Below are 20715 nucleotides of genomic sequence, written 5' to 3'. Positions count from 1 at the left end.
CAGCGCCAGCTTCCCGTCGGTCTCCCGGGCGACGCCGCGGGCGAGTTCCCGTACGCCCGCTCCGTCGGCCGCGAGGACCGCGCGGTGGGCGAATGCCGCCCGGCCGGTGGCCAGGGTGTGGCCCACGTCGACCGGTGCGAGGCCGGTCAACGACGAGATCTGCTCGATCTGTGCCGCCAGCGCGGCCTCGGACGCGCCCGACACCGGCCAGGGCACCAGGTCCGGCACCACGGTGGGCGTGGCGGGCCCGTCCGCCGCGGGCTCCTCGGCGTCCGGCGCCTGCTCGATGATGACGTGCGCGTTGGTGCCGCTGACGCCGAAGGCGGAGACGCCGGCCCGGCGGGCGTGCCCGGTCTCGGGCCACTCCTGCCGCTCGGTGATGAGCGAGACCGTGCCGTCCGTCCAGTCGACGTGCGAGGACGGTGCCTCGACGTGCAGCGTCCTGGGCAGGACGCCGTGGCGCATCGCGAGGAGCACCTTGATGGTGCCGGCGACGCCGGCGGCGGCCTGGGTGTGGCCCAGGTTCGACTTGACGGCGCCGAGCAGCAGCGGGCGCTGCCGGTCCGGCCCGTAGGCGGCCATGAGGGCGTGTGCCTCGATGGGGTCGCCGAGGGTGGTGCCGGTGCCGTGGGCCTCGACGACGTCGACGTCGGCGGGCGTGAGGCCGGCGTCGGCCAGGGCCTGGCGGATCGCGCGCTGCTGGGCACGTCCGCTGGGCGCGGTCAGCCCGTTGGAGGCGCCGTCCTGGTTGACGGCCGTGCCGCGCACGATGCCCCAGACGTCGTGGCCGTTGCGGCGGGCGTCGGAGAGCCGTTCCAGGACGAGGACGCCCACGCCTTCGGACCAGCTGGTGCCGTCGGCCGCGTCGGCGAAGGGCTTGCAGCGGCCGTCGGGGGCCAGCCCGCCCTGGACCGTGAACTCGGTGAAGGAGTCGGGGCTGGACATCACCGAGACACCGCCGGCCAGGGCGAGGGTGCACTCGCCGCTGCGCAGGGCGTTCGCGGCCATGTGCAGGGCGACCAGCGCGGAGGAGCAGGCGGTGTCGACGGTGACGGCCGGGCCCTCCAGGCCGAAGGCGTAGGAGAGGCGTCCCGACATGACGCTGGCGGTGTTGCCGGTGGCGACGTGGCCGCGTACGTCGGTGGTGCCGGTGCCCCGGCGCAGCAGCGTGGCGTAGTCCTGGCCGTTGGTGCCGACGAAGACGCCGGTACGGCTGCCGCGCAGGGTGGTCGCGTCGATTCCGGCGCGCTCGAACGCCTCCCAGGAGGTCTCCAGCAGGAGCCGCTGCTGCGGGTCCATCGCCAGGGCCTCGCGCGGCGAGATGCCGAAGAAGGCGGCGTCGAAGAGGCCGACGCCGTCGAGGAAGCCGCCTTCGAGGGTGGCGGAGGCGCCCTGGGCGAGGGCGTCCAGGTCCCAGCCGCGGTCGGCGGGGAAGCCGGAGATGGCGTCCTCGCCGCGGCTGAGCAGCTGCCAGAGATCCTCGGGGGACCGTACGCCGCCGGGGAAGCGGCAGTTCAGGCCGACGATGGCGATGGGGTCGTCGTCCGCCGCCCGGCCGGCGGGGGCCGGGGTGCCGGGCGCGGGCAGGGTGCCCTGGAGTTCGGCGAGCAGGAAGTCGGCGAGGGCGGTCGGGGTCGGGTAGTCGTAGACGAGGGTCGAGGGCAGTTTCAGGCCGGTGGTGGCCGTGAGGGTGTTGCGCAGTTCGACGGTGGTCAGCGAGTCGAAACCGAGGTCGCTGAAGGCGCGGTCGGCGCCGACGTTCGAGGTGCCGGTGTGCCCGAGGACCGCGGCGACCTGGGTGCGTACCAGGTCCAGGACGAAGCGCGGGCGCGCGGCCGGGGAGAGGCCGGCGAGCCGCCGGCGCAGGGCCGGTTCCCGCAGGGCGGCCTCCGTCCCGGCGGTGGGCGCGGCCCGGCGCAGTTCGGGCAGGTCGCCGACGAGCGGGCTGGGGCGCAGGGCGGTGAACACCTCCGCGTAGCGCTGCCAGTCGATGTCCGCGAGGACCGGCGTCGTGGTGTCGTGCTCGATCGCCCGGCGCAGGGCGGTGAGGGCGAGCCGGGGCGGCATGGGGGTGAAGCCGCCGCGGCGGACGCGGTCCTGGATGCCGGTGCCGTCGGCCGCCATGCCGGTCTCGGCCCAGGGGCCCCAGGCGACCGAGGTCGCGGGCAGGCCGTGTGCGCGGCGGTGTTCGGCGAAGGCGTCGAGGTAGGCGTTGGCGGCGGCGTAGTTGCCCTGGCCGGGTGCGCCGAGGGTGCCGGCGACGGAGGAGAAGAGCACGAAGGCGGTCAGGTCCCGGTCGCGGGTCTGCTCGTGCAGGTTGCGGGTGGCGGTGGCCTTGGCGCGCAGGACGGAGGTGAACTGTTCGGGGGTGAGCGTGTCCAGGGTGCCGTCGTCGACGGTGCCGGCGGTGTGGAACACCGCGGTGAGCGGGTGCTCGTCGGGGACCGAGGCCAGTACGGCGGCGAGCGCGTCGCGGTCGGCCGTGTCGCAGGCCGCGACGGTGACCCGGGCTCCCCGCTCCTCGATCTCCGCGGCCAGGTCACCGGCGCCGGGGGCGTCGGCGCCGCGGCGGCTGACCAGCAGCAGGTGCTGGGCGCCCGCATCGGCGAGCCAGCGGGCGACGTGGCCGCCGAGCGCGCCGGTGCCGCCGGTGACGAGCACGGTGCCGGTGGGACGGAACGTTTCCGTCCCGGTGGCCGGTGTGGCCCGGTGGTGGGCCAGGCGGCGGGCGAAGGCCGCGGCGGTGCGTACGGCGAGCTGGTCCTCGCCGCCGCTGTCGGCGAGGACGGCGGCCAGGCGGCGCAGGGTGGTGCCGTCGAGTTCGTCGGGAAGGTCGACGAGGCCGCCCCAGCGCTGCGGGTGTTCCAGGGCGGCCACTCTGCCCAGGCCCCAGACGGCGGCCTGGGCGGGCCGGGCCGGGTGTTCGGCGCGGTCCACGGCCACGGCGGTGCGCGTCACGCACCACAGCGGAGCTTCGACGCCGGCGTCGCCCAGGGCCTGGACGGCGGTTGCCGTCAGCAGCAGGCCGGTGGCCATGGCGTCCTCAGCACCTTCGCCCGCTGTCGCCAGCAGGGACAGGACGCCCGCGAACTCGCCGTGCTCAGAATCCAGTTGACTCAGCCGCTCGGCCAGTTCCCGGCGCTGCGGGGCGGTGACGTCGATGCGTACGGAATCGGTGCCCAGGGCGCCGGTGACCTGGTCGAGCCAGGCGCGGTCGCCCTCGGCCGGTGCGAGCACCAGCCAGGTCCCGGCCGGGCGGCCGTCGGCGGCCGTTCCGGTGAGGGGCTTCCAGGTGGTGCGGTAGCGCCAGCCGTCCACGGTGGAGCGGTCACGGCTCCTGCGCCGCCAGGCGGAGAGGGCGGGCACGACGGCGGTGAGCGTGTCGTCGTCCAGGTCGAGCGAGGAGCCCAGGGACTCCAGGTCCGCGCGCTCCACGGCCGACCAGAACTCTTCGTCCGCCGCATCGGCGGGGTCCGCGGCCACGGCAGTCGCGGCTGCCGCCTCGGGCCAGTAGCGCTCGCGCTGGAAGGGGTAGGTGGGCAGGTCGGTCCGGCGGGCGCCGCTGTCCGCGAACACCGCGTCCCAGTCGACGCGTGCCCCATGGAGGTGGAGCCGGGCCAGCGCCGTGGTCAGCGCCGGGGCCTCCGGCCGGTCGCGGCGCAGGGCCGGTACGGCGGTGACCCGGTCCTGCTCGCCGGTGCCCCCGCGTACCGCGCCGCTGAGCACGGCGTCCGGTCCCAGCTCGAAGAAGGTCGTCACGCCGTGCTCGGTGAGGTGCCGTACGGCGTCGGCGAAGCGGACGGTGCCGCGGACCTGTCCGGTCCAGTACTCCGGCGTGGCCAGTTCCTCGTGTGTGAGGAGCGCGCCGGTGACGGTGGACACCAGCGGCACGGCGGGGGCGTGGCAGGTGACGGAGCCGACGGCGCGGGCGAAGTCCGCCAGCATCGGGTCCATGTGCGGCGAGTGGAAGGCATGGCTGACGCGCAGCCGCTTGGTCCGGCGGCCGAGCTCCTGGAAGTGGGCCGCCACGGCGAGCACCGCGTCCTCGTCGCCGGAGACGACCAGGGAATCCGGTGTGTTGACGGCGGCGACCGCGGCCCGTCCCTCGTACGGGGCGAGCACGGGAGCCGCTTCCTCCTCGGTGGCCTCGACGGAGGCCATGGCGCCGCCCGCGGGCAGGGCCGCCATCAGGCGGCCACGGGCCGCGACGAGGGTGCAGGCGTCCTCCAGGGAGAGGACTCCGGCGGCGTGCGCGGCGGCGAACTCGCCGATGGAGTGGCCGGCGACGTAGTCGGGGCGCAGGCCCCAGGACTCGGCGAGGCGGAACAGGGCCACTTCGAAGGCGAAGAGGGCGGGCTGGGTGTAGCCGGTGTCGTCCTGCAGCGCGGCCTCGGGGGTGTCCGGCCCGGCGAAGAGGACGTCCCGCAGCGGCCGGTCGAGTTCGAGGTCGAAGCGGGCCAGTACGGCGTCCAGGGCCTCGGCGTAGACCGGGTACCGGTCGTAGAGCTCGCGGCCCATTCCGGGGCGCTGGCTGCCCTGGCCGGTGAAGAGGAAGGCCAGCCCGCCGCGGTCCGGGCGGCCGGTGAGCAGCCCGCCGTCGGCTTCCCCGTCGCGCAGCGCGGTCAGGGCGCGGACGAGGGCGCCCGGGTCGTCGGTGACGACGGCCGCGCGGTGCTCCAGGGCGGCCCGGGAGGTGGCGAGGGAGAACGCGAGGTCGGTGAGCGGCAGTCCGGGGTGGTCGGCGAGGTGGGACAGGAGCCGTCCGGCCTGGGCGCGCAGCGCCGCTTCGGAGTGTCCGGACAGGGTCAGGGGCACGGGCGCGGGGTCGGCCGGGCGGGCCGGCGCCGTCTCGGCGGTGTCCACGGCCGGCTCCTCCGGGGCCTGTTCGAGGATGGTGTGGACGTTGGTGCCGCTGAGTCCGAAGGAGGAGACGCCCGCGCGGCGCGGGTGTCCGGTGCCCGGCCAGGGCAGCGGCTCGGTGAGCAGGCGGATGGCGCCGGAGCTCCAGTCGACGTGCGAGGAGGGCCGGTCGATGTGCAGGCTCTGCGGCACGGTGGCGTGGCCCAGGGCCATGACCATCTTGATGACGCTGGCCACGCCGGACGCCATCTGGGTGTGGCCGATGTTGGACTTGACCGAGCCCAGCAGCAGCGGGTGCGCGGGGTCGCGGTCCCGGCCGTAGGTGGCGAGCAGGGCCTGTGCCTCGATGGGGTCGCCGAGGGCGGTGCCGGTGCCGTGTCCGTCGATGACGTCCACGCCGTCGGCGTCCACCTTGGCGTTGGCCAGGGCCTGGCGGATGACCCGCTGCTGGGAGGGGCCGTTGGGCGCGGTCAGGCCGTTGGAGGCGCCGTCCTGGTTGACGGCGGAGCCGCGGATGACGGCCAGCACCCGGTGTCCGTTGCGGCGGGCGTCGGAGAGCCGCTCGACGAGGACGAGGCCGACGCCTTCGGCCAGGCTCATGCCGTCGGCCTGGTCGGAGTACGCCTTGCAGCGGCCGTCGGCCGCCATCGCGCGCTGCCGGCTGAAGCCGACGAACGCGGCGGGTGTGGACATGATGCTGACGCCGCCCGCGAGGGCCAGGGAGCTCTCGCCGTTGCGCAGCGACTGGCAGGCCAGGTGCAGGGCGACCAGGGAGGAGGAGCAGGCGGTGTCGAGGGAGACGGCCGGGCCCTCGAAGCCGTAGGTGTAGGAGAGCCGGCCGGACAGGACGCTGGAGATGGTGCCGGTGATCAGGTGTCCCTCGGCGCCTTCCGGGCTTGCGCCGGACGCTCCGTAGTCCTGGTAGCTGGCGCCGATGAACGTGCCGGTGCTGCTGCCGCGCAGGGTGGCGGGGTCGATGCCGGCTCGCTCCATGGCCTCCCAGGAGGTCTCCAGCAGCAGGCGCTGCTGCGGGTCCATGGCCAGGGCTTCGCGGGGCGAGATGCCGAAGAAGGCGGCGTCGAAGTCGGCGGCGTCGTGGAGGAAGCCGCCCCGGGTCGAGTAGGTGTGGCCGGCCCGGTCGGGGTCGGGGTCGTAGAGGCCCTCGGTGTCCCAGCCGCGGTCGGCGGGAAACTCGCCGATGGCGTCGCCGCCCTCGGTGACCAGCCGCCACAGGTCCTCCGGTGAGCCGACACCGCCGGGGTAGCGGCAGCTCATGCCGATGATGGCGATGGGCTCGTCGTCGGCGGCGGCGTTCGTGGTGGTGAGGGTGGTGTCGGTGGCGGACCCGGCGAGGGACTCGCGCAGGAAGGCGACGAGGGCGAGCGGGTTGGGATGGTCGAAGACCATGGTGCTCGGCAGGGCGAGCCCGGTCACGGCGGCGATCCGGTTGCGCAGGTCGACGGCGGTCAGCGAGTCGAAGCCCACATCGCGGAAGGCGCGTTGTCCGGACAGCACGTCGGGCGAGGCGTGGCCGAGCGCGGTGGCCGCTTCGGTCCGTACCAGGTCCAGCAGGAGGCGGTCCTGCTCGACGGGGGCCAGCCCGCGGAGCCGGGTGGCGAACTCGCTGCCGGAGTCCGCGTCGTGGCCGGTGTCCTCCGCGAGCCGCTGGACCTCGGGCAGGTCCTCGAAGAGCCGGGTGGGCCGTGCGGCGGTGAAGACGGGGTGGTAGCGCTCCCAGTCCACGTCCGCGACGGCCAGCACCGTCTCGTCGTCGTCGAGGGCCTGGCGCAGGCCGGTGAGGGCCAGCTGGGGGTCCATGAAGACCAGTCCGCTGCGGCGGATCTGGCCGGGGTCGACGCGGCCGAGCTTGAGGTCGTCGGCCCAGATGCCCCAGGAGACGGCGGTGGCCCGGGCGCCGCGGGCGCGGCGCTGTTCGGCCAGGGCGTTGAGGTGGGCGTTGCCGGCGACGTAGGCGGCGTGCGCGCCGCTCCCCCACATGCCGGCGGTGGAGGAGTACAGCACGAAGGCGTCGAGGTCGTCGCCGAGGAGTTCGTCCAGGTGCCGGGCGCCGGTGACCTTGGCGTCGATGACCCTCGCGAAGGCGTCCGGGGTCGTCTCCTCCAGGGTCTCCAGCTCGATGGTGACGGCGGTGTGCACGACGGTGCGTACGGTGCGGCCCTCGGCCTCCAGCGCGGCGAGCATCCCGGCGACCGCGTCGCGGTCGGTCAGGTCGCAGGCGACGACACCGGCCTCGCAGCCCAGCTCGGCCAGTTCCCGGACCATGTCGTCGGCGCCGGGTGCCGCCGGGCCGCGGCGGCTGGTGAGCACGACGTGTTCGGCGCCCTGCCGGGCGAGCCAGCGGGCCAGGTGCGGGGCGAGTGTGCCGGTGCCGCCCGTGACGAGGATGGTGCCCCGCGGCGTCCACGGGTTCGCCGGCGCCGGGTCCGCGGGAGCGGCGCGGACGACGCGACGGGCGAGGACGCCGGAGGGGCGCAGGGCGAGCTGGTCCTCGCCGGTGCGGCCGGTCAGGACGGCGGCCAGGCGCTCACCGGCCCGCTGGTCGAGCTGCCCGGGCAGGTCGACCAGGCCGCCCCAGCGCTGCGGGTGTTCGAGGGCGGCGGTCCAGCCGAGGCCCAGGACCTGGGCCTGGTCGGGGTGGATCAGCCGGTCCGCGCGGCCGGTGGAGACGGCTCCCCGGGTCAGGCACCACAGGGGTGCGTCGGTTCCGGCGTCGCCGAGGGCCTGGACGAGCGCGAGGGTCAGGGCGAGCCCGCGGGTGAGTGCCGGGTGCGTCGCGCTGTGCCCCTCGGCTCCGGCCAGCAGGGACACCACGCCGGTGAGGTCCGGGACGTCGCCGAGTTCGGCCAGCCGTGCGGTCAGGGCCGCGCGGTCGGCGCAGGCGTCGTCCAGGACGAGGGTGCGTGTCTCGGCGCCGTGGGCGGCGAGGATGCCGGTGAGGGTGTCGGTGTCGGTCCCTTCGGGGGCGACGACGAGCCAGGTGCCCGTCAGGGCCGCCGTGGGCAGGCTGGTGAGCGGCTTCCAGGTGGCGCGGTAGCGCCAGGAGTCCACGGTGGACAGGTCGCGGCGGCGCTTGCGCCAGTCCGAGAGGGCGGGGAGGACCGGGGCCAGGGCGGCCTGGTCGAGGTGCAGGCTGGAGGCGAGGGCATCGACGTCCTCCTGCTCGACCGCCGTCCAGAACTCCGCCTCCGCGGGGTCCGTTTCGGCCTTGGCCCCGGTCCGTTCGGGGATCGCCCACAGGTGTTCACGCTGGAAGGCGTACGTGGGCAGCGGCACGCGGCGCGCGCCGGTACCGGCGAGGACACCGGCCCAGTCGGCGCTCGCGCCCCGTACGAAGGCTTCGGCGAGGGAGGTCAGGAAGCGGTCGGTGCCGCCCGCGTCCCGCCGGAGCGTGCCGAGCACCGCGGCCGGGCCGCCGGCTTCCTCGGCGGTCGCCTGGATGCCCATGGACAGCACGGGGTGCGAGCTGACCTCGATGAAGAAGCGGTGCCCCTGGCCGAGGAGTTCGCCGATGGCGGGCTGGAAGCGGACGGTCTGCCGCAGGTTGGTGTACCAGTAGTCGGCGTCCATGCCGGTGGTGTCCAGCCAGTCACCGGTGACGGTGGAGAAGAAGGGCACCTGCGCCGGGCGCGGGCGTACCGGCGCGAGGACGGTGTGCAGTTCGTCGCGCACCCTCTCGACCTGCGCGGAGTGCGAGGCGTAGTCCACGGCGATGCGCCGGGCGCGGATGTCCGCGCCGACCAGCTCGGCCTGGAGGGCGTCCAGCGGCGCGGTGGCGCCCGAGACGACGGTGGAGCGGGGGCCGTTGACGGCGGCGATCGACAGTCCCTCGTATGCGGCGAGCCGCTGTTCGACTTCGGTCGCGGGCAGCGGCACCGACATCATGCCGCCGGAGCCGGCCAGCCCGCGGGCGATGGCCTGGCTGCGCAGCGCGACGACGCGGGCCGCGTCCTCCAGGGAGAGCGCCCCGGAGACGGCCGCCGCGGCGATCTCGCCCTGCGAGTGGCCGACCACGGCGTCGGGGGTGATGCCGTGCGCGGACCACAGCGCGGCCAGGGAGACCATGACGGCGAAGGAGGCGGGCTGGACCACGTCGACGCGGTCCAGGGTCGGCGCGCCGTCGGCCTGGCGCAGTACGTCGAGCAGCGACCAGTCGGTGAACTCCGCGAGGGCGGTGGCGCATTCGGTCAGGCGCTCGGCGAAGACCGGGGACTCCTCCAGGAGCCGTGCGCCCATGCCGGCCCACTGGGAGCCCTGGCCGGGGAAGACGAAGACGGTCTTGCCGTCGGTGTCGGCCGTGCCCTGGACGACGCCGGGGGCGGAACCGCCGGTGGCGAGGGCGTCGAGAGCCGTGCGCCGGGCCTGGTCGTCGGTGCCGACGACGACGGCGCGGTGGTCGAAGAGCGTGCGCGAGGCCACCAGGCTGTGGGCGACGTCCAGCGCGCCGGGTGCCTGGTCGCCGTCGAGGTGGGCGGCGAGGTTGGCGGCCTGGGCGCGCAGCGCGCCCGGGGTACGGGCGGACAGCACCCAGGGGACGGCGTCACCGGCCGGGGGAACCGGCGGCTCGGCGGCCGTCTCGCGCGGCCGGGGGGCCTCTTCGAGGATGGTGTGGGCGTTGGTCCCGCTGATGCCGAAGGAGGAGACCGCACAGCGGCGCGGGCGCTCGCCCCCGGGCCAGTCGGCGGGCTCGTTCAGCAGGGCCAGGGTGCCGGGTGTCCAGTCGATGTGGCTGGAGGGGGTGCCGGCGTGCAGGGTGCGCGGCAGCTCCCCCTGGCGCAGGGCCAGCACCATCTTGATGACGCCCGCGACGCCGGCCGCCGACTGGGTGTGGCCGATGTTGGTCTTGACGGAGCCGAGCAGCAGCGGGTGCGCGGCGTCGCGGTCCTGGCCGTAGGTGGCCAGCAGGGCCTGCGCCTCGATGGGGTCGCCCAGGGCGGTGCCGGTCCCGTGGGCCTCGACGGCGTCGATGTCCGCCGGGGCCAGCCCGGAGTTGGCCAGGGCCTGGCGGATGACGCGCTGCTGGGCGGGGCCGTTGGGGGCGGACAGGCCGTTGGAGGCGCCGTCCTGGTTGATGGCCGAGCCGCGGACGACGGCGAGGATGTCGTGCCCGTTGCGCTCTGCGTCCGAGAGGCGTTCCAGGACGAGGACTCCGACGCCCTCGGCGAGGGTCATGCCGTCGGCGCCGTCGGCGAACGCCTTGCAGCGGCCGTCGCCGGCCAGGGCCCGCTGCCGGCTGAAGGCGACGAACGGGTTGGGGTTGGTCATCACGGTCGCGCCGCCGGCCAGCGCCAGGGAGCTTTCGCCGTTGCGCAGCGACTGGCAGGCAAGGTGCAGGGCGACCAGGGAGGACGAGCAGGCGGTGTCGACGGTGACCGCCGGTCCTTCGAGGCCGAAGAGGTAGGCCAGGCGCCCGGAGAGGACGCTGGGGCTGGTGCCGGTCACCAGGTGGCCCGCGGAGCCGTCCTCGACGCCGAGTCCGTACTCCTGGTAGGTGGAGCCGATGAACGTACCGGTCGCACTGCCGTGGACGGTGGTGGGATCGATCCCGGCGTGCTCGAACGCCTCCCAGGTCGTCTCCAGCAGCAGCCGCTGCTGGGGGTCCATCGACAGCGCCTCGCGGGGCGAGATGCCGAAGAAGGTGGCGTCGAACTCCCCCGCGTCGTGCAGGAAGCCGCCCTGGCTGGAGTACGTCGTGCCGGGGTGGTCCGGGTCGGGGTGGTGCAGGCCGGTGTCCCAGCCGCGGTTGACGGGGAAGTCGGTGATCGCGTCGACGCCTTCGGAGATCAGCTCCCAGAACTGCCGCGGGGAGCGGACGCCGCCGGGGAAGCGGCAGCTCATACCGACGATGGCGATGGGCTCGTCGAAGCCGCCCGCCGCCGCGGCCGCCGGGGCGGCCTGGGAGCCGCCGGTGCCGAGGAGTTCCTCGCGCAGGTGGCGGGCGAGGACGGCGGGCGTCGGGTAGTCGAAGACGAGGGTGGCGGGCAGGTTCAGGCCGGTCAGGGTGGCCAGCCGCTTGCGCAGTTCGACGGCGGTCAGCGAGTCGAAGCCGGCGTCGCGGAAGGCCCGCCGCTCCGCGACGGCGTCCGCGGAGTCGTGGCCGAGGGCGACGGCCGCCTCGGCGCGCACCAGGTCGGCCAGCAGCCGTTCCTGCTCGTCCTGGTCCAGGCCGGCGAGGCGGGCGGCGAACTCCGGGACGGCGCCGCGGATGTCGTTCTCGGCGTGTGCCAGTGCCCGGACCTCGGCGAGTTCGTCGAAGAGGGCGCTGCGGCGGGTGGAGGTGAAGACGGGGTGATAGCGCTCCCAGTCGATGTCGGCGACCGTGACGGTGACGTCCTGGTGGACGACGGCGCGGCGCAGTTCGGTGAGGGCGGCCGTGGGCGCGAGGAAGCGCAGGCCGCGCTTGTGCAGCTCGTCGGTGACGGCCTCGTGGGTGGCCATGCCGGCCTCGGCCCAGGGGCCCCAGGCGACGGAGGTGGCGGGCAGGCCGCGGGCCGCCCGGTGCTCGGCGAGGGCGTCGAGGTAGGCGTTGGCGGCGCCGTAGGCGCTCTGCCCGGCGCTGCCCCACACTCCGGCGATCGACGAGACGAGGACGAAGAAGTCCAGGTCGTGGCCGTCGAGGAGGCTGTCGAGGTGGGCCGCGCCGAGCAGCTTGGCGGCCATCGCCGCGGCGGCGTCGTCCAGGGAGGTCTCGGCGAAGGCGGCGTTCTGGCCGACGCCGGCCGCGTGCACGACGCCGGTCAGCGGGTGCTCCGCCGGTACGGAGGCCAGGAGCGCGGCGAGCGCGGCGCGGTCGGCGGTGTCGCAGGCCGCGATGGTGACTTCGGCGCCCAGGTCCTCGATCTCCGCGGCCAGTTCGGCGGCTCCGGGGGCGTCCGGGCCGCGGCGGCTGGTGAGGAGGAGGTGCTCGGCACCGCTGCGGGCGAGCCAGCGCGCGGTCTCGGCACCGAGGGCTCCGGTGCCGCCCGTGACGAGGACCGTGCCGCGCGCGGTGAACGCGTCGGCCGGGGGCAGTTCGGCCTGCGGGTGGCGCACCAGGCGCCGGCCGAGCGTTCCGGTGGCGCGGATCGCGAGCTGGTCCTCGCCGCCCTGTGCGGCCAGCGTACTGACGAGATGCTGGGTGGCGGGGGCGTCCAGGGCGGCCGGCAGGTCGATCAGGCCGCTCCACAGCTGCGGGTGCTCCAGGGCGGCGACGCGGCCCAGCCCCCAGACCGCTGCCTGGAGGGGGTTGGTGAGCGGGTCGTCCGGGCCGGTGGTGACCGCGCCGCGGGTCAGGGTCCACAGGGGGGCGTCGAGCGGGGTGTCGGTGAGCGCCTGGGTCAGCACGATGCTGAGCGCGAGCCCGGCCGGCGGTTCGGCGCCGGGCCGGTCGGCGAGCGGGAGCAGGGACAGGATGCCGGAGAAGGCGCGTTCTTCCGTGCGTACGGCGTCGAGCCGGGCGGCGATCCCGGCGCGGTCGCGGCAGGCCGCGTCCAGGACGAGCGTCTCGAACTGGGCGCCGTGGCCGCGCAGCGCGTCCAGGATCTCGTCGCCGTCGATGCCGTCGGCGGTGACGAGCAGCCAGGTGCCGTCGAGGACGGGCGCGGCGGACGCCCGTACGGGCCGCCAGGCGACGCGGTAGCGGGTGGAGTCCAGCAGGGCCTTCTCGTGCCGCTGCTGGCGCCAGGACGACAGCGCGGGCAGCAGCGCGTACAGGGAGGCGTGCTGTTCGTCTCGCAGCCCCAGGAGAGCGGCGAGTTGCGCGGCGTCGCCGCGTTCGACGGAGCTCCACAGTTCGGCGTCGGCGGGGTCGGGGACGCCCTGCGCGAGGCGGGCCGGGGCCGGCTCGGGCCAGTAGCGCTCGTGCTGGAAGGCGTAGGTGGGCAGGGCGACCGTACGCGCTCCGGTGCCGTCGAGGTACGCGGCCCAGTCGACGGCCGTACCGCGTACGTGCAGGCGGGCCAGTGCGGCGGCCGCACAGCGCTCCTCGCCGCGCCCGGCGCGCAGCAACGGGAGGAAGTCGGCGTCCGCTTCGTCGCCCAGGGCGTCCTGGGCAGGGGCGGAGAGCGTGCTGTCGGGGCCGAGTTCGAGGAAGGTGCCGGCGCCGCAGTCGTGCGCGGCACGCACGGTGTCGGCGAAGCGGACGGTGCCGCGCGCGTGCGCCGCCCAGTAGTCCGGGGAGCTCAGTTCGTCCTCGGTGACGGGCCGTCCGGTCAGCCCGGAGATGACGGTCACCTCCGGCGCTCCGTACGTGAGCTGCGCGGCGACCTCGCGCAGGCCGTCGAGCACGGGCTCCATGTGCGGCGAGTGGAAGGCGTGGCTGACTTTCAGGCGCTTGGTCTTGCGGCCCTGGGCGGCGAAGTGGGCGGCGATCTCCTCGGCGGCGGCCTCGTCCCCGGCGACGACGACGGCGCGCGACCCGTTGACGGCGGCGAGCGACACCTCGTGCTCGCGCCCGGCGAGCAGCGGCGCGGCCTCGTCCTCGGTGGCCTCCAGCGAGATCATCGCGCCGCCGGCGGGCAGCGCCTGCATCAGCCGTCCCCGCGCGGCGGCCAGGCGGGCCGCGTCGGGCAGGGTGAGGACGCCCGCCACGTGCGCGGCGGCGATCTCGCCGACGGAGTGGCCCAGGACGACGGCGGGGCGTATCCCCCAGGTGCGCAGCAGCCGGTGGAGTGCGACCTGGAAGGCGAACAGGGCGGGCTGGGTCCACTCGGTGCGGTCCAGCAGCTCCGCTTCGGGGCTGCCCTCCGGGGCGAACAGGATGTCCTTGAGGGGGCGGTCCAGGTGCGGGTCGAGGGCAGCGGTCACCTCGTCCAGGGCCTCGTCGAACGCGGGGAAGCGGGCGGCAAGTTCGCGGCCCGCTCCGGGGCGCTGGCTGCCCTGCCCGGAGAAGAGCACGGCCAGTCTGCCCGCACCGCCGGTCTCGCCTTCGGTGAGCGCGGGGTCGGGGCGGTCGGCGGCCAGGTTGGCGAGGGCACGCAGCAGTTCGTCGCGGTCGCCGGTGACGACGGCGCGCTGGTCGAAGGCCGAGCGGGTGGTGGCGAGGGACAGTGCGACGTCGGCCGGGTCGAGGGCGGGGCGCTCGTCGAGGAAGGACCGCAGGCGGGCGGCCTGGTCCCGCAGCGCCGCCCGGCTCCTGCCGGACAGCGTCCAGGGCACGACGGCCGGGCTGAGCGCCGGCTCTTCGCGCGGTTCGGGGGCGGTCCGCGGCTCCTCGACGATGAGGTGCGCGTTGGTACCGCTGAAACCGAAGGAGGAGACGGCGGCGCGGCGCGGCCGGCCGGCCTGCGGCCAGGGCGTCTCCTCGGTGAGCAGGCGCACCGCTCCGGAGTCCCACTCCACGTGCGAGGACGGCTCGTCGGCGTGCAGCGTGCGGGGCAGCACACCGTGGCGCATGGCCATGACCATCTTGATGACGCCGGCCACGCCGGCCGCGGCCTGGGTGTGGCCGATGTTGGACTTGACGGAACCCAGCAGCAGCGGGCTCCGCGGGTCGCGCTCCTGGCCGTAGGCGGCGAGCAGCGCCTGGGCCTCGATGGGGTCGCCGAGGGTGGTGCCGGTGCCGTGGCCCTCCACGGCGTCGATGTCCGCGGCGGTGAGCCCGGCGGCGGCCAGCGCCTGCCGGATCACCCGCTGCTGGGAGGGGCCGTTGGGGGCGGTCAGGCCGTTGGAGGCGCCGTCCTGGTTGACGGCGGAGCCGCGGACGACGGCCAGGATCTCGTGCCCGTTGCGCCGCGCGTCCGAAAGGCGTTCCAGGACGAGCACGCCCACGCCCTCGGACCAGCCGACGCCGTCGGCGCTGTCGGAGAACGCCTTGCAGCGGCCGTCCGGGGACAGGCCGCGCTGGCGGGAGAACTCGATGAGGGCGCCCGGCGTCGACATGACCGTGACACCGCCGGCCAGCGCGAGCGAGCACTCCCCCGCGCGCAGGGCCTGCATCGCCCAGTGCATGGCGACCAGCGAGGACGAGCACGCGGTGTCGACGGTGACGGCGGGGCCTTCGAGCCCGAGGGTGTAGGAGACGCGCCCGGAGGCGACGCTCGCGGCGGTGCCGCTGCCCTGGTGGCCCTCGAACTGCCCGCCGGCGAGCACCGTGGCGTAGTCGTTGTACATCACGCCCGCGAACACGCCGGTCCGGCTGCCGCGCAGGGACAGCGGGTCGATGCCCGCCCGCTCGACGGCCTCCCAGGAGGCTTCGAGGAGCAGCCGCTGCTGGGAGTCGGTGGCCACCGCCTCGCGGGGGCTCATGCCGAAGAAGGCGGGGTCGAAGTCGGCGGCGGTGTGCAGGAATCCGCCGAAGCGGGAGTAGGAGGTGCCGGTGCGGTCCGGGTCCGGGTCGTAGAGCGCGTCCAGGTCCCAGCCCCGGTCGGCGGGCAGGCCCGAGATGGCGTCGGTGCCTTCGCTGACCAGCCGCCACAGGTCCTCGGGGGAGGCCACGCCGCCCGGGAAGCGGCAGCTCATGCCGACGATGACGATGGGGTCGTCGTCGGTGGCGGCGCGCGGGGCACCGGCCGCCTCGGCGGCTTCGGAGCCCATGAGTCCGGCGAGGAGGTGTGCGGCGAGGGCGTCGACGGTCGGGTGGTCGAAGACGACCGTCGCGGCGGTGCGCAGACCGGTGGCGGCGCTGAGCCGGTTGCGCAGTTCCACGGCGGTCAGCGAGTCGAAGCCCAGCTCGCGCAGCGGGCGCCGCGGGTCGATGTCGGCGGTGGTGGAGTGGCCGAGTACGGCGGCCACCTGGCCGGCCACGAGGTCGAGCACCACCTCGCGGCGGTCGGCCTCCGCCAGCCGGGAGAGCTTCTGTACGAGGGTGACGGCGGTCTCGGAACCCGCGACCACCGCGCGGCGGGCCGGGGTGCGGATCAGGCCGCGCCACAGCGGCGGCACCTCGCCCTGGAGGCCCTGGGCGCGCAGGACGGGCAGGTCGAGCCGGGCCGGCAGCAGGACGGCGGCGTCCGTGGCGGTGGCCGCGTCGAAGAGCGCGACGCCCTGTTCCGCGGTGAGCGCGGGCGTGCCCATGCGGGCCAGCCGGTCCAGGTCCTCGTCCGTCAGGCCGCCGGTCATGCCGCCGGTGGGCTGCCACGGGCCCCAGGCCAGGGAGAGCCCCGGCAGGCCCTGGGCGCGGCGCAGCTGGGCGAGTGCGTCGAGGAAGGCGTTGGCGGCGGCGTAGTTGCCCTGGCCCGCCGCGCCCACGGTGCCGGAGAGGGAGGAGAAGACGACGAAGGCGGCCAGGTCCAGGTCCCGGGTGGCCTCGTGGAGGTGCCAGACGGCGTCGGCCTTGGGGCGCAGGACCGCGCTGATCCGTTCGGGGGTGAGCGATTCGATCACGCCGTCGTCGAGGACTCCGGCGCTGTGCACGACGGCGGTGACGGGGTGCTCGGCGGGTACGCCGGCCAGCAGCCGCCGGACGGCGGCGCGGTCGGCCAGGTCACATGCCGTGAGGGCCACCTGCGCGCCGAGGCCGGTCAGTTCGGCCACGAGTTCCGCGGCGCCGTCGGCGTCGGCGCCGCGGCGGCCGGCGAGCAGCAGGTGCCGTACGCCGCGCTCGGCGACCAGGTGCCGGGCCAGTACGCGGCCCAGGCCGCCGGTGGCCCCGGTGAGGACCACGGTGCCCTCGGGGTCCCACTCCGCGGCGTTCGGCGTCACCTGGGCGCGGGCGAGCCGCGCGGTGAGCACGGCGGTGCCGCGGACGGCGGTCTGCGGCTCGTCCGCGGACAGGGCCAGGGCCCGCAGCAGCGGTTCGGCGGCGGGCTCTGCGGTGCCGGGGTCGAGGTCCAGCAGCGCGAAGCGGCCGGGGTGCTCGCTCTGCGCGGCCAGCACCAGGCCCCGGACGGCGGCGGCCACCGGGTCCGGCGTCTGCCGGTCGTCGGTGGCGACCGCGCCACGGGTGACGAAGACCAGCCGGGACGCGGCGTACCGCTCGTCCGCCAGCCAGGTGCGCAGCAGCTCCAGGGCGTGGGCGGTGCGGGTGTGCACGGCGGTGACCGCTTCGTCACCGGCCGCGCCCGCGACGGGGGCGAGGACCAGGTCCGGGGCGTCCGTGACGGCGTCCGGGCCGGTCGGCGACGTGACGGTGCGGTCCGGCGACGCGAGGGCCTGTGCCAGGCCGAAGAGGTCCGGGCCGAGGACGGCGACCGCCGCGGGCGCCGCCTGGGCGGCCTGGCGCGGTGCGGTCCAGCGCAGCTCGAACAGGGCGTCGCGGACGAGCGAGTCGGCGGCGCCGAGCCGCTCGTCGGGCAGGGTACGCAGGATGAGTGAGCCGATGGAGGCGACGGGGGCGCCCTCGGTGTCGGTGACGGTGATCGCCACGGCGTCGTCGTCGGCCGGGGACAGCTTCACCCGGACCGTGCTCGCCCCGCTCGCGTGCAAGGTCACGTCCTGCCACGCGAAGGGCAGGCCGCCGCGGGCCTGCTCGCCCAGGTCGACGAAGGCCGCTGCGTGCAGCGCGGCGTCCAGCAGGGCCGGGTGGATGCCGAACGACGTGGCGGGCGCGGCGTCGGTGCCGTCGGCCTGCGGCAGTGCCACCTCGGCGTAGACGTCGTCGCCCTGGCGCCACGCGGCGCGCAGGCCCCGGAAGAGCGGGCCGTACCCGAAACCGGTGTCGGCCATGCGGTCGTAGAAGCCGTCGAGGTCCAGCGGACGTGCGTCGGCGGGGGGCCAGACGGTGGCGTCGACGTCCGCGCGGTGCTCGCCGGCGGCGAGGGTACCGGCGGCGTGCTGGGTCCACGGCAGCTCCTCCGGCCCGTCGGGGCGCGAGTGGACGCTCACGGCGCGGCGGCCGGTCTCGTCCGGGCTGCCGGCCCACACCTGCACCTGGACGCCGCCCTCCTCGGGCAGTACCAGCGGGGCGGCCAGGGTGAGTTCCTCCACGCGGCCGCAGCCGGCCTCGTCCCCGGCGCGCACGGCCAGCTCCAGGAAGGCGGTGCCCGGCAGCAGCACCGTGCCGCGCACGGCGTGACCGGCGAGCCAGGGGTGGGTGCGCCGCGACAGCCGGCCGGTGAGCAGCAGGCCGTCGGAGTTGGCGACCGACACGGCCGCCGCCAGCAGTGGGTGGTGTGCCGCGCCCAGGCCGGCGGCGCGTACGTCGCCGCCCGCGCCGGGCACGCTCCTGGGCCAGTAGCGGCGGCGCTGGAAGGCGTAGGTGGGCAGGTCCGTGCGCCGGGCGCCGGTGCCCTGGAAGTAGCGCTCCCACTGGACGGTCACGCCACGGGTGTGCAGGCCCGCCAGCGCGGCGGTGAGCGTCTCGGCCTCGGGGCGGCCCGGCCGCAGTACGGCGAGCGTGGCGGGAACGCCGTCGGGGGCGCCGTCGGCCGTGGCGGACGCGGCCAGGCAGGTCTGGGCCATGGCGGACAGGACGCCGTCGGGGCCCAGTTCCAGGAAGGTGGCGGCGCCGTGGCCGTCGAGCCAGGCGAGGGCGTCGGCGAACCGTACGGCGTGCCGGGCGTGGTCCACCCAGTAGTCGGCGGACGTCAGCTGCTCGACCGTGGCGAGGGTGCCGGTCAGGCCGGAGACGACCGGCAGCACGGGCGCCTGCGGCGTGAGCCGGGAGACGACCGTACGGAACTCCTCCAGCATGGGTTCCATCAGCGGGGAGTGGAACGCGTGCGAGACGCGCAGCCGCTTGGTCTTGCGGCCCAGCCCGGCGAAGTGCTCGGCCACGGCGGCGGCTTCGTCGGCCCGGCCCGCGATCACCACGGCGGCGGGCCCGTTGACCGCGGCGACGGAGACGTGGTCCTGCCGGTCCGCCAGGAGGGGCAGCACCTCCTCCTCGGTGGCTTCCAGGGAGATCATGGCGCCGCCCCGGGGAAGCGCCTGCATGAGGCTGCCCCGGGCGAGCACCAAGGCCGCGGCGTCGGCCAGGGTGAAGACCCCGGCCACGTGCGCCGCGGCGATCTCGCCGATGGAGTGCCCGGCGACGAAGTCCGGCTTGACGCCGAGGGACTCGGCGAGCCGGTGGAGCGCCACCTCGATCGCGAACAGCGCGGGCTGGGCGTAGCCGGTCTCGTCGAGCAGGGCGGCCTCGGGGGTGCCCTCGGCGGCGAACAGCACGTCCTTCAGCGGCCGTTCGAGGCCCTGGTCGAAGTGGGCGAGGACCTCGTCGAGGGCGGTGGCGAAGACGGGGAAGCGGGCGGCCAGGTCACGCCCCATGCCCGGCCGCTGGGAGCCCTGTCCTGTGAAGAGGAAGGCGAGCTTGGACCGGGTGCGGGCGGTGTCCTGCACGAGGCCCGGGGCCGGCGCGCCGTCCGCGAGCGCGGTCAGGGCGGCGCGGGCCCGGTCCAGGTCGGCCGCGGTGAAGGCGGCGCGGTGCTCCATGCCGGAGCGGGCCGTGGCCAGGGAGTAGGCGACGTCCACGGGGTTCACGGGCGCGCGGCCGGGGCGGGACGCGAGGTGGTCGAGCAGCTGCGCCGCCTGGGCGCGCAGCGCCTCGCGGGTACGGCCGGAGACGAGCCACGGGACGGCGCCCGCCGCCACGGGTCCGGCCGCTTCCGGCTGCTCCGCGTCCTCCTCGGGGGCGGCCGGGGCCTCCTCCAGGATCGTGTGCGCGTTGGTGCCGCTGAGCCCGAACGAGGAGACACCGGCCCGGCGCGGCCGTTCGCCCCGCGGCCAGGGGACCTGCTCGGTGAGCAGGCGTACGTCTCCCTGCGACCAGTCGACGTGCGAGGACGGCGCGTCCACGTGGAGCGTGCGCGGGAGCAGGCCGTGCCGCATGGCGAGCGCCATCTTGATGACGCCGGCCATGCCGGCCGCCGCCTGGGTGTGGCCGAGGTTCGACTTGACGGAGCCGAGCAGCAGCGGCCGGCCGGCCTCGCGCCCCTGCCCGTAGGTCGCCAGCAGCGCCTGGGCCTCGACCGGGTCGCCCAGGGTGGTGCCGGTGCCGTGCGCCTCGACGGCGTCGACCTCGTCGGCCGAGAGCCGCGCGCTGGCCAGCGCCTGCTCGATGACCCGCTGCTGCGAGGGGCCGTTGGGCGCGGTGAGCCCGTTGGAGGCACCGTCCTGGTTGACGGCGGAGCCCCGGACGACGGCCAGGATCTCGTGCCCGTTGCGGCGGGCCTCCGAGAGGCGTTCCAGGACCAGGACGCCGACGCCCTCGGCCCAGCCGGTGCCGTCGGCGGAATCGGCGAAGGAGCGGCAGCGCCCGTCGGCGGCGAGCCCGCCCTGGCGGCTGAACTCCACGAAGGTGGTGGGGCTGGACATCACGGTGACGCCGGCGGCCAGCGCCAGGGAGCACTCGCCCTGGCGCAGGGCATGGGCGGCCAGGTGCAGGGCCACCAGGGACGACGAGCAGGCGGTGTCGACGGTGACCGTCGGGCCCACGGCCCCGAAGAAGTAGGCGAGCCGGCCCGAGAGGACGCTCGTGGCGGTGCCGGTCAGGGCGAAGCCCTGGACATCGTCGTCCGGCCCCACCCGGTACTCCTGGGGCATCGCCCCGACGAACATGCCCGTCCGGGAGCCGCGGACCGCCGCCGGGTCGATGCCGGCCCGCTCGAAGGCCTCCCAGGAGGTCTCCAGCAGCAGTCGCTGCTGCGGGTCCATGGCGAGGGCCTCACGGGGGGATATCCCGAAGAAGGAGGCGTCGAACTCGGCCGCGTCGTGCAGGAAGCCGCCGGAGAACTCCCCCGCGTCCTCGGCCGACAGCTCCCAGCCGCGGTCGCGGGGGGACGCCGTGATGCCGTCCCCGTCGGCGGCGAGCAGGGACCAGAGCTCCTCGGGGCTGCGCACGCCTCCCGGGAAGCGGCAGCTCATCCCCACGATCGCGATCGGCTCGCGGGCCGCCGCCTCCAGCTCGCCCACCCGCTGCCGGGAGCGCCGCAGATCGGCACTGGCCCGCTTGAGGTAGTCGCGGAGTTTCTGTTCCTGGTCCAT

Annotated in this window: 1 protein-coding gene (only partly in view); it reads right to left on the bottom strand. The window is 75.7% G+C overall.

From position 1 onward, the window contains the following. Positions 1 to 20715, bottom strand: the 5' portion of a protein-coding gene (locus ACH4FX_RS36765) for a type I polyketide synthase (protein WP_398485820.1). 7710 nt of this gene lie to the left of the window's left edge; 20715 of the gene's 28425 nt are visible here — the first part of the coding sequence; it begins with the start codon at positions 20713 to 20715; the stop codon falls past the left edge of the window.

Source organism: Streptomyces sp. NPDC018019 (assembly GCF_044327805.1).
Taxonomy (GTDB): Bacteria; Actinomycetota; Actinomycetes; order Streptomycetales; family Streptomycetaceae; genus Streptomyces.
This window is presented reverse-complemented; position numbering and strand designations above follow the sequence as displayed.